This window comes from Enterococcus cecorum, from assembly GCF_052119425.1.
GTDB classification, from domain to species: Bacteria; Bacillota; Bacilli; order Lactobacillales; family Enterococcaceae; genus Enterococcus_E; species Enterococcus_E cecorum_C.
Map to the genome: position 1 here is coordinate 19,615 of NZ_JBQKFH010000025.1, position 16,708 is coordinate 36,322.

At 37.8% G+C, this 16,708-nt stretch carries 15 protein-coding genes; 13 read left to right on the forward strand and 2 right to left on the reverse strand.

Annotation, left to right across the window (positions count from 1 at the left end; all coding sequences use genetic code 11):
* Window positions 1–9 precede the first annotated feature (9 nt).
* The 7 genes from ACTQZM_RS07550 (at window position 10) to dinB (ending at window position 5,108) form a co-directional block, all read left to right on the forward strand.
* Window positions 10–354 (forward strand): DNA replication initiation control protein YabA, encoded by a 345-nt coding sequence (locus tag ACTQZM_RS07550; protein ID WP_047242331.1) that lies wholly within the window; start codon window positions 10–12, stop codon window positions 352–354.
* Between the two features lie 11 nt (window positions 355–365).
* Complete coding sequence (gene rsmI, locus ACTQZM_RS07555; RefSeq protein WP_441653370.1) at window positions 366–1,247, forward strand: 16S rRNA (cytidine(1402)-2'-O)-methyltransferase; 882 nt, start codon at window positions 366–368, stop codon at window positions 1,245–1,247.
* Window positions 1,248–1,485: 238 nt separating this feature from the next.
* Window positions 1,486–2,703, forward strand: a complete 1,218-nt coding sequence (locus ACTQZM_RS07560) for an ammonium transporter (protein WP_248621098.1) — start codon at window positions 1,486–1,488, stop codon at window positions 2,701–2,703.
* 17 nt (window positions 2,704–2,720) lie between these two features.
* Window positions 2,721–3,062 carry a P-II family nitrogen regulator gene (locus ACTQZM_RS07565; protein WP_441653371.1) on the forward strand — a complete coding sequence of 114 codons (342 nt, stop codon included), beginning with the start codon at window positions 2,721–2,723 and terminating at the stop codon, window positions 3,060–3,062.
* 181 nt (window positions 3,063–3,243) lie between these two features.
* Entirely contained in the window at window positions 3,244–3,705 is a 462-nt protein-coding gene (locus ACTQZM_RS07570; RefSeq protein WP_441653372.1) for a DUF2975 domain-containing protein, read from the forward strand.
* Entirely contained in the window at window positions 3,706–3,912 is a 207-nt protein-coding gene (locus ACTQZM_RS07575) for a helix-turn-helix domain-containing protein (protein ID WP_087662732.1), read from the forward strand. It abuts the gene before it with no gap.
* A 59-nt stretch (window positions 3,913–3,971) separates the two neighbouring features.
* Window positions 3,972–5,108 carry a DNA polymerase IV gene (gene dinB / locus ACTQZM_RS07580; protein ID WP_441653373.1) on the forward strand — a complete coding sequence of 379 codons (1,137 nt, stop codon included), beginning with the start codon at window positions 3,972–3,974 and terminating at the stop codon, window positions 5,106–5,108.
* 26 nt (window positions 5,109–5,134) lie between these two features.
* Here dinB and nrdG read toward each other — a convergent pair whose 3' ends face one another.
* Window positions 5,135–5,740: an anaerobic ribonucleoside-triphosphate reductase activating protein gene (nrdG, locus tag ACTQZM_RS07585; RefSeq protein WP_047342180.1), complete on the reverse strand. Its 606-nt coding sequence runs from the start codon at window positions 5,738–5,740 to the stop codon at window positions 5,135–5,137.
* The gene (gene nrdD / locus ACTQZM_RS07590) at window positions 5,740–7,923 is read right to left on the reverse strand and encodes an anaerobic ribonucleoside-triphosphate reductase (protein ID WP_441653378.1); all 2,184 of its coding nucleotides are present in this window, start codon (window positions 7,921–7,923) and stop codon (window positions 5,740–5,742) included. The genes nrdG and nrdD overlap by 1 nt, the downstream gene beginning before the upstream one ends.
* Window positions 7,924–8,627: 704 nt before the next feature.
* Between nrdD and ACTQZM_RS07595 the strand changes: the two genes are divergently transcribed.
* The 6 genes from ACTQZM_RS07595 (at window position 8,628) to ACTQZM_RS07620 (ending at window position 16,553) form a co-directional block, all read left to right on the forward strand.
* A complete protein-coding gene (locus tag ACTQZM_RS07595; protein ID WP_441653374.1) occupies window positions 8,628–10,619 on the forward strand; it encodes a peptide ABC transporter substrate-binding protein in 1,992 nt (663 codons plus the stop codon).
* Window positions 10,620–10,935: 316 nt separating this feature from the next.
* Window positions 10,936–12,423, forward strand: coding sequence for an ABC transporter permease (locus ACTQZM_RS07600; RefSeq protein ID WP_441653375.1), 1,488 nt, complete (start codon window positions 10,936–10,938; stop codon window positions 12,421–12,423).
* Window positions 12,424–12,425: 2 nt separating this feature from the next.
* On the forward strand, window positions 12,426–13,361 hold the full coding sequence (gene oppC, locus ACTQZM_RS07605; RefSeq protein WP_113783764.1) for an oligopeptide ABC transporter permease OppC: 936 nt from the start codon (window positions 12,426–12,428) through the stop codon (window positions 13,359–13,361).
* A gap of 14 nt (window positions 13,362–13,375) precedes the next feature.
* Entirely contained in the window at window positions 13,376–14,452 is a 1,077-nt protein-coding gene (locus ACTQZM_RS07610; protein ID WP_441653376.1) for an ABC transporter ATP-binding protein, read from the forward strand.
* Window positions 14,453–14,455: 3 nt separating this feature from the next.
* Window positions 14,456–15,394 carry an ATP-binding cassette domain-containing protein gene (locus tag ACTQZM_RS07615; protein ID WP_113783768.1) on the forward strand — a complete coding sequence of 313 codons (939 nt, stop codon included), beginning with the start codon at window positions 14,456–14,458 and terminating at the stop codon, window positions 15,392–15,394.
* A gap of 73 nt (window positions 15,395–15,467) precedes the next feature.
* Window positions 15,468–16,553, forward strand: a complete 1,086-nt coding sequence (locus ACTQZM_RS07620; protein ID WP_441653377.1) for a M42 family metallopeptidase — start codon at window positions 15,468–15,470, stop codon at window positions 16,551–16,553.
* Window positions 16,554–16,708 lie beyond the last annotated feature (155 nt).

A 16,708-nucleotide genomic window follows, 5' to 3' on the forward strand; every position in this document is an offset into this window, starting at 1 on the left:
GTGAGCAAGATGAAGTTAGATAAACGTGATTTATATGATGGATTGGATGAATTTGAGTCCGATTTATCCCAGATGCTAACCAAATTACAAAAAATGAAACAATCCATCCAAGAGTTGGTCGAGAAAAATACCGAGCTCGAATTGGAAAATCAAAAATTACGTGAGCATTTACGGGAAATGAATCAAACCAATCCAAATTCAAGTAAAAAAATGAAGCAAGCTTTGTCTACTTCACGTAAAAATCTTGAAAACATCTACGAAGAAGGCTTTCACGTATGTTATGACTTATATGGTTCAAGAAGAGCAAATGATGAACCATGTGCCTTTTGTTTAGAAGTCATTTATCGTGAATAATGAGGGATAAAATGTTAACCAAGCAAAAAAGTTATCATCAAAATAGCGCTTGTCTCTATCTAGTACCGACGCCAATTGGGAATCTGCTAGATATGACACAAAGAGCGGTTGAAATTTTAAAACAGGTAGATTTAATTGCCAGCGAAGATACACGTAATACGCAAAAATTGTTAAATCATTTTGAAATTTCTACGCCACAAAAAAGTTTACATGAGCATAATTATAAGGAACGGGTGCCGCAGTTAGTCGATCTCTTGCTTGCGGGTCAGTCGATTGCCCAAGTCTCTGATGCAGGGATGCCCTCGATAAGCGATCCAGGTCATGAATTAGTCCAAGCTTGCATTGCAGCAGATATTCCAGTTGTTGCCTTGCCAGGACCAACCGCTGGCCTAACTGCATTGATTGCATCAGGCTTATCCGCGCAACCAAATTATTTCCATGGCTTTTTACCGCGTAAGAAAAAAGAGCAAGTCGCAGCGTTAACTCCTTTAGCGCAACTTCCTGCAAGTATGATTTTTTATGAATCACCCTATCGCATCGCAAGTACGTTAGCGAATATGGTAGAAGTATTTGGGGAAAATCGCCAAGCCGTGATTTGTCGCGAATTAACCAAAATCCATGAAGAATTTATTCGTGGGACTTTGCTAGAACTAGCCGAATATGCTAAAGACAACGAAATCAAAGGCGAGTGCTGTCTTTTAGTATCTGGCCAATCTCTTGAGGAGCAGACAACAGAAGAAGTTCATTTGACAGAGGAGCAAATTCGCCAAAAAGTCGCCGATCGCATCGAAATATATGGCGAAAAACCAAATACCGCAATTAAAGAAGTGGCTAAAGCGCTAGGCTATAAAAAGCAAGCAATCTATCAGATCTATCACGAAATTCACTCGTAAAATATCTAATGGTAACGCATCGAATGTAGAGAATTTTCTACGTTTGATGCGTTTTTTTGATATGTGTGTCAGAAAAGTTAACATAGTATGTGACAAATTTTCAGAAAATTGCACAAATTCAGTCGAAAAGATAGAAAATTCAAAAAAGATGTGTTAGTATTTCTGACATAAGGTAGGTTACCTTAAAAAAGTTGGTTATCATTCAGTCGTTTAGGACGATAAAAAAGGAGAGATTCAAATGGAAACAGGAAACATTGCATTTATTTTGATTTGTAGTGGGTTAGTATTCTTAATGACCCCGGCACTAGCTTTCTTTTACGGCGGGCTAGAGCGAAGAAAAAATATCTTAAATACGATGATGATGGTTATCTGTACTTTAGGATTGGCTTCAATATTATGGATTGCGATTGGTTATTCGTTATCCTTTAGCGGCAATCATCTATTAGTCGGAAATTTGGATAAAGTCTTTTTTAACCATGTATCAATGACAAAAGGTGATGGCATCCCAGAAGGACTATTCGCAGCCTTTCAAATGATGTTTGCGTTGATTGCTACAGCGATTATCACTGGTTCAGTAGTTGGCCGGATGAAGTTTTCGGCGATTTTCTTATTTATCGCTGCTTGGATTATTCTTGTCTACGCCCCATTAGCTCACATGGTTTGGGGCAAAGGGTTGCTAGATGCGATTGGTTCAATTGACTTTGCTGGTGGAAATGTCGTGCATATTAGCTCTGGTATTTCAGGTTTGGTATTAGCTTATGTAGTGGGTAAACGACGCGAATATGCGCAAATCGAATATCGTCCACATAATATCCCATTTGTAGTACTTGGTGCGGGCCTTTTATGGTTTGGTTGGTTTGGCTTTAATGCCGGTTCAGCACTTGCAGCCGATGGTTTAGCGATTCATGCTTTATTAACAACGAATACCGCTGCAGCTAGTGCGATGCTATCATGGATGTTGATTGAAAAACTAGTCATTGGCAAACCTACTGTAGTCGGTGCTTGTACAGGTGCTGTTGTAGGCTTAGTTGCGATTACCCCAGGCGCAGGTTTTGTTTCACTATGGTCTTCCATTATTATCGGATTTTTAGTGAGTCCGTTTTGTTTCTATTTTATTTCTGTTATCAAGCAAAAATTGCAATTAGATGACGCGCTAGATGCTTTTGGCTGTCACGGTGTTGGTGGGATTTTCGGTGGAATAATGACAGGAATTTTCGCCGATCCTGCAGTTGGTGGGAAAGCTGGTTTATTCTATGGCAATGTTCAATTATTCTTAGCTCAGCTTGAAAGTATTGTCTTTACCATTGTTTTTGCCGGTCTATTAAGTTTCGTGATTATCAGCGTAATTAAATTCTTTATGCCAATTCGCGTCACTGACTCAGAAGAAGCACTTGGTATGGACCGTATCGAACATGATGAAACGGCTTATCCAACCTTTATGGGATTAGATTCATAAGAAAGAAGGTAGCGTTTATGAAGAAAATAGAAGCAGTCATTCGTTTAGAAAAATTAGAAGAATTAAAAGCTGAGATTAACCGTGATTTTGAGATTTCCGGGATGACCGTTACCCAAGTCTTAGGGTATGGGAATCAAAAAGGCGTTAAAGAATATGTACGTGGCAAGGCGATTATTACCAATCTTTTACCAAAAGTCAAGGTCAGCTTTGTTTTAGAAGATAAAGATGTCGAAAGTGTGGTCAATCGTATTCTGATGATTTGTGGCACAGGAGAAGTCGGTGATGGCAAGATATTTATCTCACCAATCGAAGAAGTCATCCGCATCCGCACTGGCCAACGAGGCAAAGAAGCAATATAGAATAAAGGTCGTGAAGCAGCTTGATCAGCTACGAGCGGCTCGCAAAACATTTTCATCAATTAAGACCTCCCATAAGCTAGTGAGTAAATGCTCGCTAGCTTATTTTTATTGTTTTTCGATAAAAATTTATTGTTTTTCGATAAAAATCTGCTATACTCTAGGCAAAGGAAGGATGATGAAAATGGAAAAATATATGATTACTTTCGTTAGTATCTTATTGAGTGTGATTTTTTGGTTGATGAGTTTTCTTGTGGGCGTACAGATTTTTACCAGCGAGCATCAAGGTATGATTTGGCAAAACAACTTAACGCTTATTTGTTTGATTTTAGCAGCAGCAACGATTAGCTATTTGGCAGTCAAGAGTGTGCGTATTTGGCAAAAATCAAGTCAACATGCTTTTCAAAAAGAGTTACTCATCTATACAAAGCAAGTAAGCTATGCGAGTGGTGTTATCTTTTTCTTAAGTCTAGGCATTTTACCGATGTTTTATCGCTGGGCAGATTTAGGCGATGCACCAGGTGTGATGCTGATAGGATTAGCCATTTGTCTTGTTTTTTTCACGATGGTTTTAATCAGTTTCAGTTTTTCAAAGTTATACCAAAAAGCACTATCCTTACAAGATGAATTAGAGATGGTGATTTAAATGATTGAAATACACTTAGACCAATATTTAAAAAAGCGCCAAATGACCTTAACGCAACTCTCTGAAGCCGTCGATATTACAATTGCCAACCTATCTATCCTGAAAAGTGGCAAAGCAAAGGCCATTCGTTTTTCGACTTTAGAAAAAATCTGTGAAGTACTTGAATGTCAACCGGGTGACTTGATTTCTTATGTGCCTGAAGATTGAAACGGAATGTCTGTTCTTGTATAATAGAGATAGAAAAGTTTGAGAAACAGGTGAGAGATATGGCGGAGATGCGTTTTCCCTTAAAAAATGACATGAGCCGTAAAATCATTCATATTGATATGGACGCTTTTTTTGCCTCAGTAGAAGAGCGTGACAATCCTGAGTTGGCTAAGCATCCTCTAGTGATTGCCCGTCATCCCAAAGATACCAAAGGCCGTGGTGTGGTGACGACTTGCAATTATAAGGCTAGAGAGTACGGGATACATTCGGCGATGAGTGCCAAAAAAGCATATGAATTATGTCCGCAAGCCGTCTTTGTTCCCGGTAATTATCAAAAATATCGAGAAATTTCCCGTCAGATTCGCGCCATTTTTCATCGCTATACAGACTTGATTGAACCGATGTCGATTGATGAAGCTTATCTAGATGTGACCGAAAATAAAATTGGTTCAAAAAGTGCCATCAAAGTCGCACGCTGTATTCAAGAAGATATCTGGCGTGAATTACATCTGACTTGTTCAGCAGGTGTGAGTTATAACAAGTTTTTAGCCAAATTAGCTTCAGATTATCGCAAACCCCATGGCATGACTGTGATTATGCCAGGAGAAGCCGAGGCGTTTTTAAAACCATTACCGATTGAGAAGTTTCATGGTGTGGGGAAAAAGACGATTCCTAAAATGCATGAGATGGGGATTTTTACCGGTGAAGATTTGTACAATAAATCAGAAATGGAACTGATTCATGCGTTTGGCAAGATGGGGTATTCGCTTTATCGTAAAGTTCGGGGGATTCATAATTCCCCTGTCGTGACCAATCGTGAACGCAAATCTATTGGCAAGGAACATACTTTTGGTGAGAGTCTTTATTCGATGAACCAGGTGATTTCACAGCTACGTCTATTATCAGAAAGTGTTGCTAATACAGCTAGCAAGCAAGAAAAACAAGGACAAACCGTGGTCTTAAAACTGCGCTACGATGATTATACGACAATTACCAAGAGACAGACCTTCCCAGAGTTTATTGATCATAAAGAGGATATTTTTTCGAAGGCGAGTCTTTTATTTGAAGATACCTATGAGGAAGGCCGGGGGATTCGCTTGTTAGGCGTCACCTTGACCAATTTAAAAGATAAGACCTATGAATTGATTACCTTACCATTATTTGAATATGAAAAAAATCTCAAGGACGACAGATGAGTCACTGTTTCCTTGAGATTTTCATTTTAGCCGCCTAATTCACTACGTTTGATTTGTTCGTAACTTTGGTCGGCATCTTTACATTTTGACCAAATGACGGCTTGTTTTAATTTTAAGGATTGAGGAACATCGATAATTCTTTGATTCCGACTGCCTCGAAATTGTAGGTTCAAGTCTTTTTGTGCTAATTCGAAACGACCATCGACTAAAACATCGATTTGGCTTAACAGTTCTAATTTATCAGGAGTTTCTTGCAGTAATTCTTCAAAGGTATAGCCACTCCAACTCCAAATATCTTTTGTGTCGCCAAAGGTTTCGCGGACTTTTTTGACGAGTGGTAAGACGACGGGCGTATTTAAGAAGGGCTCGCCACCGAGTAAGGTTAATCCTTGCACATAGCTATGAGATAAGTCGGCCATGATTTGGGCTTCTAGTTCTTCTGTGTAAGGGGTGCCGTAGTTGAAATTTTGGACGGCTTTATTAAAACATCCCTCACAAGCAAATAAGCAACCACTAACATAGAGACTATTGCGGACTCCTTCGCCATCGACAAAGTTAAAAGGTTTATAGTCGGCAATCATGCGTTGAGATAAAAGCTTTGCATCCCATTCTTTTGGTTTTGGATGATTCATTAGTGCACATCCTTCATATGTTTAACACGTGCTGAGATTTCTTTATGACGACCATGCACCATTGGACGAGCTTGTGGATTGCCTAGATAACCACAAGTTCTTTTGACGACATCGCAAGTTCTTGGATCATGATTATGGCAAACTGGACATTCAAATCCGCGTTCAGTCGGTGTAAAATCGCCCTCGAAACCACACTCGTAACAATGGTCAATCGGTGTATTGGTGCCTAGATAGCCGACTTTATCATAAGAATAATCCCAGACAGCTTCTAAGGCTTTTGGATTTTGTTGAAGGACTGGATATTCACAATAATGGATGAAGCCACCAGAGCAATATTTTGGATAGTCTTTTTCAAAATCTAGTTTTTCAAATGGCGTCGGATTTTTACGGACATCATAATGGAAACTATTGGTGTAGTATTCTTTATCCGTGATATTTTCCACAATCCCGAATTTATACGTATCTAAACGACAGAAGCGATCTGTCAAACTTTCAGATGGCGTAGAGTAGACGCTAAAGTGATAGCCATATTCATCTCCCCATTGGTCGGCGTGCATTTTCAAGGTCTTAACGATGTCAAGGGTAAACTGTTTGGCTTCTGGATTGTGTTCCCAAGCACCTCCGTAAAAGGCTGAGGCAACTTCATATAAACCGATATAGCCAAGAGAGACTGTCGCGCGTTTGTTTCTAAAGAGTTCATCGACATTGCCATTGCGTTTTAATCTCTTTCCAAAGGCACCATACATATAAAGAATTGGCGCATTTTGAGGGAGTGCTTCTTTACAACGATTCACGCGATAGACTAAAGCATCTTTCACAATATCCAGACGGTCTTCCAAGATACTCCAGAATTTATCAAAATCACCTTGGGCTTCCATCGCAATTCGTGGCAAGTTTAAGGTAACAACGCCTAAATTCATCCGACCGACATTGACTTCTTGACCGTTTTCATCTTTCCAACCCTGTAAGAAAGAACGACAACCCATTGGCACTTTGAAACTACCCGTTAATTCGACAATCTTATCATAGTTTAAAATATCCGGATACATGCGCTTGGTTGCACATTCCAAGGCCAATTGTTTGACATCGTAGTTTGGATCGGTTGGTTCTAAGTTCACTCCACGTTTAATAGAAAAAATTAATTTAGGGAAGATAGCGGTGCGATGTTCGCGACCTAAACCATCAATCCGAATTTGTAAAATAGCTTTTTGAATTTCTCGTTCAAACCAATTTGTCCCTAATCCGAAACCAAGTGAAGTGAAAGGCGTTTGACCATTTGAAGTAAAGAGGGTATTGATTTCATACTCTAAACTTTGCATGGCATCATAAATGTCTTTTTTTGTCTTTTTGTAGGCGAATGCTTCTTGCCGTTCTTGACCATCAATCCATTCTTTGGCATCTTGTAAATGTTTTTCAAAATTCAATTTCGCAAAAGGAGCTAATAACTCATCAATTCGGTCACAAGAACAACCACCGTATTGACTAGAAGCCACATTGGCGATGATTTGAGAGATTTGGGCAGTTGCTGTTTGAATAGATTTAGGCGATTCGACATCTGCATTGCCCATCTTAAATCCTTCTGTTAGCATACTCTTAAAATCAATTAAGCAGCAATTCGTCATTGGGGCATAAGGATGATAGTCTAAATCGTGATAATGAATTTCCCCTTTTTGATGGGCATTGGCTACATGCGGCGGCAACATTTTTAGACCAATTGATTTGCCGACAATCCCCGCAGTCAAATCCCGTTGCGTATTAAACACATCGCTATCTTTATTGGCATTTTCATTGACGACGGTCTCTTCCTTATTAATCAACTTACTAATAGAAAGATTAATATCTGTTGCTTGTTTACGCAGAAAATCGCGATTGGTCCGATAACTAATATATTCTTGCGCTAAGGCTAAAAATGATTTTTCTAATAAGAAGTGTTCGACAATATTTTGAATTTCATAAATTTTGACATTGTCGGTAAAACGTTCCGCAATTTCTCGATCTACCAGTTGTACGATTTCCACTAGTTTTTCGTGTTCTAATGGGGAAAGGGGTTCTTTAAGTTTTTTGCGACCTTTCATCAAAGCATCGTAAATTTTTTCATCATCGAAATCAACTAAGCGGCCATCGCGTTTCACGACTTTCATTTTAGATAATTTCTCAGTTACTTCATCTGTCGCAACTGGCATTGCTATATTTAACAAGCTGCTCACTCCTTCAATCATTTTCTTCAAATAAAAAGGAAATACTAGACAAAGTGCCAATAATCTCGAAATCAAATTTCTTAAATAGCCAACTTTGTGTATTCCGTAAACATTATCTATAAATGTTTTTTATCTGTACCTATGATAAGACAAAGTGAGAAAATTTACAATCAATATCTTGTACTAGATTACGAATATAAATCTAATTGCACACAATATATAGTGGTGCTTGACAAGAAGAAAGGTTAAAAGTACCAAGCTTCACAAAAGTTGAGAATGTTTCATAATGCTGTGAAACAAATTGAAAAATGACAAAAAATTTTTTTGACGTTAAATTGTTTGAATTGTAAAAAAATTTAAGACAATTATTAGATAAAAATGAAATGAAACATGTGAATCCAATCGAAAAAATAAAATATTAATTATTAAAATACATGCGGAACCGTCAACAATAATACGGTTATAAAATCAATTTATAAGCAAATGTTGGTTGAAGTTAAAAAACATCTAACTTTTGTGAAGTTGTGAATTTGTTGCTGTGTGTAAATGACGATAAGAAAATGTTATAACAGAAAATATTTTGAATATATTGACATCCGCTAGATAAAAAATTATAATTTTCTTAACCTATCTTAATATTTTTATAGCTTTATGAACTTTTTATGAACAAAAAGAGGGGAGAATGCAATATGAGCAATAAAATGAAAAAAATCGTAGTGCCATCTTTATTGTTATCAAGTACTGTTTTATTGGCAGCTTGTTCTGGTGGCGACAAAAAAGCTTCAGATTCTGGAAAGGAAACGACTTATTCTTATGTCTATCAGACAGATATTAATAGTCTAGACTATACTTTCTCATCTCGAAGTTCTAATGGGGACCACTTCGCAAATTTCATTGATGGTTTGTTGGAAAATGATGAGTACGGTAATTTGAAACCAGCTTTAGCTAAATCATGGGAAGTAAGTGACGATGGCTTAACCTACACTTATCACCTACGTAAAGGCGTAAAATGGGTAGATAGTGAAGGAAATGACTACGCAGAAGTCAAAGCACAAGACTGGGTAACTGGTTTGAAGCATGCCGTTGATGCAAAATCTGAAACTTTATACGTGATTCAAGATAGTATTAAAGGCTTAGATGATTATGTCAAAGGGGTAACGAAAGACTTTTCTACTGTTGGGGTTAAAGCAGTCGATGACTATACTTTACAATATACGTTAACTCGTCCAGAAAGCTTCTGGAATTCTAAATTAACTTACGGTATCATGTGTCCAGTGAATGAAGAATTCTTAAAATCTAAAGGTAAAGACTTCGGGCAACCTACACCAGATAGCATTCTATATAATGGTGCTTACATTTTAACAAACAATACTGCCAAATCAGTAATTGAATATAAGAAGAACGAATCTTATTGGGATAAAAAACATGTCTACATTGATAATGTAAAATTAACTTACTTTGATGGAAGCAATCCTGATTCGCTATTTAAAGAATTTGATCAAGGTAACTATTCAAATGCACGTGTATATCCTAACTCAGGTGGTTATAAAGATGTAGAAGCTAAATACGGTGATGCTATTAACTTCTCACAACCAAATGGTTCAACATTTAATATGACCTTTAACTTTGATCGTAAAGCATACAGTGCAACATCTAAGAAAACAGATGCTGAAAAAGATAGTACTCATAAAGCTATTATGAATAAGAACTTCCGTCTAGCTTTAGAATTTGCGTTAAATAAAGAAGAATATATTGCGCAAAACGTTGGTAAAACTGGTGCAGCACAAGGTATCCGTAATATGTTAATACCATCTCAATTCGTAACAGTTGACGGTAAAGATTATGGTGAAGTTGTACAAGAAAAATTAGCCAAATTAGACCCAGATACCTTTAGCGATGTGAAATTAGCGGATAGCCAAGAAGGTTGGTTCAATGCTGATAAAGCGAAATCTTTATTTGAAAAAGCGAAATCTGAATTACAATCTCAAGGCGTACAATTCCCAATTCACCTAGACTTACCTCAAGATGAAAAATCTGAAGTTTTAGTGAACCAAGCAAAATCATTGAAGCACTCAATTGAATCGACATTAGGTAAAGATAATGTCGTAATTGATATTCAATTATTAAACGAAGATAAATATCTTGCTGCTACTTATCAAGCAACAACAGCAGCAGATAAAGACTACGATATCTCTACTGCTTCTGGTTGGGGCCCTGACTACTTAGATCCATCAACTTACTTAGACATCTATAATTCAAGATCAGGTGCTCAATTGGATAACTTAGGTTTACAACCATCTGAAACAGCTAAAGATAATCCATCTGCTCAAGTAGTAAATGAATTAAAATTAGCGGAATATGATGCTTTATTAGACAAAGCTGCAAAAATCACTGCAGTTGAAGATGTGAATAAACGTTATGATGCTTATGCAGATGCTGAAGCTTGGTTAACAGCAAATGCTTTACAAATTCCTATCCAAGCTGGTGGTGCAGTTCCAGGCGTATCTAAGATTGTACCATTCACTAGACAATTTAGTTGGTGTGGTATGGCTGCTACAAATGCAACATACAAATTCAAAGGCATGAAACTTCAAGACAAAGCTGTAACTACCAAACAATATCAAAAAGCTTTGAAGAATTGGGAAGAAAAAAGACTAGAAACAGCTGAAAATACGAAGTAAAATGTGTTAAAATACTAAAGGAGTAGAAAGGGCGAAAAATTAAAAAAGCCCTTTTTACTCTTTTTAATCAGTATAATTAGTGCTATCATAGTAAGTGATTTTTGTAGGAAATTTTGCGCCGTTGAGAATGAAAGTCTAAGGATGATTTTTATTCTCAACGGAAATACAAATTTTCTTGTAAAAATTGAGCTATTTTGGTAGTCTCTATTTAAAAAGATATGCTTTGAAAGTGGTTATAAATGAATTGGGAAAAATACCGGCCAAAAGTTTAATAATTAATATTTCGAGGTATATTGATAATTTAGGAGGAAGCTGAGTGAATAAACGTTATCTACTCTTTCGTATTTTGCGTTCTATCGTGAGTATCTTTTTAGTAACTACTATCACTTATGTATTAATTTATACGTTAGTACCGCGAAATACCATCTTTAAAGAGGACTCTACGTATTCTAAATTAAAAGCCCATCCAGATGAATTGGCCAACTATGAAAATACGGCCTTTGACCGCATGGGTTACATTGAGTATCTAGACTCTCGTGATTTAGTCAAAGAGGTACGTAAAGAATACAAAGAGGCAACTGCAAAACCAAGCAAGGAAAACAAATCTTTGTATCAAAAATGGGCCAAAGAAAATGGCTGGAAATTAGGAATTTTTCCTGAAAGTGGTCGTTACTATGCGACAAAAGATATTCCATTATTAAAACGTATTTGGAATTTCTATTCAAATCTGATTGTGATTGACCATCCTTGGAAAGTCAAAGATTCATCTAATCCAGATTTGAAGCGTTACTTGAAGATTGAAAAAGATCCAATGGTTGGTTGGTCTTTAGTCGGATCAGGTACGCAATATAAGTATCAAATCTACTTCAATGGTCAATTTCCATTTATCCACCAAAATATCATCCACATCAATCTAGGAACTTCTTATCCAACGTTCTCAGGACAAAGTGTATCTGATGTCTTATTTGGTGGTCAAGGACAAACGGTGAGTGAGGAAATTACTTTAGCAGATGGCAAGACCATGCGTTCTTCTGCCAATATTTACACTCGCCAATACAAAAAGTCAAATAAAATTTCATCTCGTGAAAGAGCAATGTATCATGATAACTATGTGCAAACAAAACCAAACTACAAAGACCCTTCGATGATTTCTATTTCATTTAGAATGGGTGCCTTAGCAGTGGTGATTGCTTATCTTATCGGGGTGCCTATGGCGATGTTAATGGCGCGTTTGAAAGGTAAACTACCCGACAAGATTGGTATTGCGTTAGTAACGGTTATGATTTCAGCACCGTCACTAGCCTTTGTCTACTTCTTTAGATATCTAGGAAATACCTTATTTGGTTTACCATTATCTTTCCCAACTTATGGTGCAGGGGATATTAAATCCTATATCTTACCAACCTTTATCTTAGGGTTCTTGAGTGTCTCTGGCTTAGTTATTTGGGTTCGTCGTTATATGATTGACCAACAGTCTGCAGATTATGTTAAATTTGCCAAATCAAAAGGGTTGACCTCTAAAGAAATTTCACGTCGTCATATCTTCAAAAACGCCGTGATTCCAATTGCCAATGGTATTCCAGGAAGCATCATCTTATCTATCGCTGGGGCAACCATTACCGAAACGATTTTCGCCGTTCCTGGTATGGGTAAAATGTTACCAGATGCAATTCTTTCACATAATAACCCATTAACGGTAGCGATTGTCTTTATCTTCACAGTCGTTGGGGTATTAGCTGTATTGTTAGGTGACCTATTAATGGTTTACTTAGATCCACGTATTAAATTGTCAGGAGGAGATTAGAATTGGAAAAGTTAAATCAAATCAGCCAAGAAGATTTTAACTTTGTGTCGATTGATACGATTAATTCTGAAAAAATCGATACGCCGAAGTATTCCTACTGGCGATCAGTGGCACGAAAGTTTTTCTCAAGTAAAGTAGCCATTACGATGCTGGTATTACTTGTATTAATTATTTTGATGAGTTTCATCCAACCCTTATTTAGTGGTTATGATTTCATGAATGTATCAAATATCAATAACTTCGATGCACGTTATAATCCACCAAGTGCTGAGAACTGGTTCGGTACCGATGCCAACGGTCAATCATTATTCGATGCGGTTTGGGCAGGTGCGAGAACTTCTATCTTAATCAGTGTGTTAGCTACAACAATTACCACAACGATTGGCGTTATTGTAGGGGCGTTATGGGGTGTCAGCAAGAAAGTTGACCGTGTCATGCTTGAAGTGTATAACGTCATTTCAAACGTACCTTCACTATTAATCATTATCGTTTTAGCCTATGCCTTTGGTAGTGGTTTTTGGAATTTAGTCTTTGCGATGTGTGTAACAAACTGGATTGGGACAGCTTACTTTATTCGGGTACAAGTAATGATTATGCGTGATCGTGAATATAATTTAGCATCCCGTAATTTAGGGACACCTGTACCACGAATGATTAGTAAGAATATCTTGCCATATTTGATCTCTGTTGTGATGACAGATATTTCTCGTACGTTACCAGGATTCATCTCAGCAGAAACTTTTCTTTCATTCTTAGGCGTTGGGTTGAGTGCAGATGTACCTTCGTTAGGACGTATTATTTCTAAATACACACCGAATATTAGTAACTATCCATACTTGTTCTGGATTCCAGTTGCAGTTTTAGCGTTAGTATCTATTTCTTTATATATTGTAGGTCAAACTTTAGCTGATGCAACCGATCCAAGAACACACTTATAAGGAGGACACAGAAAATGAGTAAGACGATATTAACGGCTGAAAATATTTCAGTGAGCTTCCAAGTCAGAAAACGTCAATTAACGGCCATTCGGAATGTCTCACTGAGTTTAGAAGAGGGCGAAATCTTAGCAATTGTAGGTGAATCTGGTTCAGGGAAATCAGTATTAACCAAAACATTTACTGGGATGTTAGAACAAAACGGACGTGTCAGTGGAGGAACCATTACTTATGATGGTAAAGTCCTAACTGATTATAAAACCGATAAAGATTGGGAAAATATTCGCGGGAAAGAAATTGCGACCATTTTCCAAGATCCAATGACTTCATTAAACCCAATTAGAACGATTGGCTCACAGATTGCCGAAGTAATTATCAAACACCGCGGCAAAACACCAAAAGAAGCGAAACAATTAGCCATTGAATTAATGGAAAAAACGGGTATTCCAAATGCAGCCCAACGTTATGATGAATATCCTTTCCAATATTCTGGAGGGATGCGTCAACGGATTGTTATCGCGATTGCCTTGGCATGTCACCCAAAAATATTGATTTGTGACGAACCAACCACTGCGCTAGACGTGACGATTCAAGCACAAATTTTAGACTTGATTAAAGACTTACAAAAAGAATATGGCTTTACGACCATCTTTATCACACACGATTTAGGGGTTGTGGCATCGATTGCTGACCGAGTAGCTGTTATGTATGCGGGGCAAATTATTGAAATTGGTAAGTCAGAAGAAATTTTCTACAATCCAAAGCATCCATATACTTGGAGCTTATTATCTTCTCTTCCACAATTGAGTGAAAAAGGGGAAGAATTATACTACGTGCCAGGGACACCACCTTCTTTATACAAAGAGATTGCTGGAGATGCCTTTGCTTTCCGTAGTCCATATGCGATGGAAATCGACTTCAAAGCGGAACCACCGATGTTTGAAGTGAGTCCGACGCATTTTGCCAAGACTTGGTTACTCGACCCTCGAGCACCAAAAGTCGACACACCTGAAAAAATTAAGCAACTTCATGAGCGGATGGTTCAACTATCGCAAGAAATTGATGCTGATGATTTTGAAGAAGGGGTGAACTAATTCGTGACTGAAAACAAAGAAGTATTATTATCGATTAAAGACTTAGAAATTGCCTTTGGTGAAGGAAAGAGTCGTTTCGTGGCAGTCAAAAATGCTAATTTCGATATCTATAAAGGGGAAACTTTCTCATTAGTAGGCGAATCTGGTTCAGGGAAAACAACGATTGGTCGCGCGATTGTAGGATTAAATCCAACAAGTAAAGGCGAAATCAATTTTAAAGGTGAAAAGATTAATGGCGGAATTAGTAAACAAAAACGTCATGAAATCATCCAACAAATTCAAATGATTTTCCAAGATCCATCAGCTTCTCTAAATGAACGTGCCACGGTTGATTACATTATCTCTGAAGGGTTGTACAACTATAACCTCTATAAAGATGATGCGGATCGTGAAGCAAAAGTACGTGCAATGTTAGAAAAAGTCGGACTACTACCTGAACATATGTATCGTTACCCTCATGAGTTCTCAGGTGGTCAACGTCAACGGATCGGGATTGCACGTGCGATGATTATGGAACCGGAACTAGTCGTAGCGGATGAACCGATTTCAGCGCTAGACGTATCAATTCGTGCCCAAGTCTTAAACTTATTAAAAGAAGCCCAAAGAGAACGCGGCGTGACTTATCTATTTATCGCCCATGACTTATCAGTGGTACGTTTTATCTCAGATCGAATCGCGGTTATCTATCGTGGTGAAATCGTGGAACTAGCCGAAGCGGAAGAATTATTCAATCATCCAATTCATCCGTATACACGCGCACTTTTATCTGCTGTACCAATTCCTGACCCAATTTTGGCGAAGAAGAAAAAATTGCATGTCTATGATCCAAGTGTGCATGATTATTCTGTAGATAAGCCAACTTTTGAAGAAGTGGTACCAGGACATTTCGTTTACGGAAACAAAGCCGAAATCGAAAAATATCGTGCAGAATACAACGATTAAAAATGATATTGAAAAAAAGGGGGGCTTGCTCTCCTTTTTTCATGAAATGACATATACAGAAAGAAGGATTTTGATGTTAGAGCAAAAGGATGAACAATTATTAATTGACTTAACTTCAGCTCGAGGTGTACCAGGTAATGAAGAAGAAGTACGTGAAGTCTTTAAAGCTTATGCCAAAGACTATGCGGACGAAATCATTTTTGATGGTTTAGGTAGCGTGATTGCCAAACACGGTCAAGATGAAAAGAGTCCACGTATCTTTATTTCAGGACATATGGATGAAGTTGGCTTTATGGTTACCAAAATTACGGAAAAAGGCTTCATCGAATTTCAAACATTAGGCGGCTGGTGGTCACAAGTGATGCTAGCTCAACAAGTTGAAATTAAAACCCGCGAAGGCAAATTGATTCATGGGGTCATTGGTTGCAAACCACCTCATGTTTTAAGTGTAGAAGCGCGTAACAAACCGTATGATATTAAAGATATGTTCATTGATGTCGGCGGTTCAAGTGAAGAAGAAGTGAAATCATGGGGTGTCCGTCCTGGCGATATGATTACCCCATATATCGAATACAAACGATTAAATGATAGTAAGTTCCTTTTAGCCAAAGCATGGGATAACCGTGTCGGAACTGCCGTGGCTTTACGTGTGCTAGAAAACTTAGCTAAAGACGGCCATCCTAACCAATTATTCGCTGGTAGTGATGTCATGGAAGAAGTTGGTTTACGTGGCGCAAGAACAAGTACTTATCTTGCTGATCCAGAAATTGCCTTTGCGCTTGATACCGGTACAGCAGGTGATACCCCAGGAATGACACCAAAAGAAGCAGATTCTGTATTAGGCAAAGGACCACAAATCTTGATTTTCGATGCTTCAATGGTTCCACATAAGAAATTATTGAACTTTGTCACCGATGTAGCAGAAGAATTAGAAATTCCATTCCAATACACAGTTATTGCTGGTGGGGGGACAGATGCAGGTCAAATGCACTTAACCCGTCAAGGTATTCCATCTTTAGCGATTACCGTACCTGTTCGTTATCTACATTCACATACTTCCGTGATTCATGAAGATGACTATCTAAATACGGTTAAATTAGTCACAGAAGTCGTTCGTCGTCTAGACCGCACCACTGTTGACCAAATCTTAAGCTATTAATTTTCAAAGGCTATCCTGCTCAATACGGGGAGGGTAGCTTTTTTTTGGCTCTTTGTCAAGTAGTGTTGTTGGCAATTAAGTCAATTGGAGAGAAAGTTATTTTATGAATGCTTTCTCTCTTTTTTTATTTTCTTTCTTCAATCGATGCTTATGTA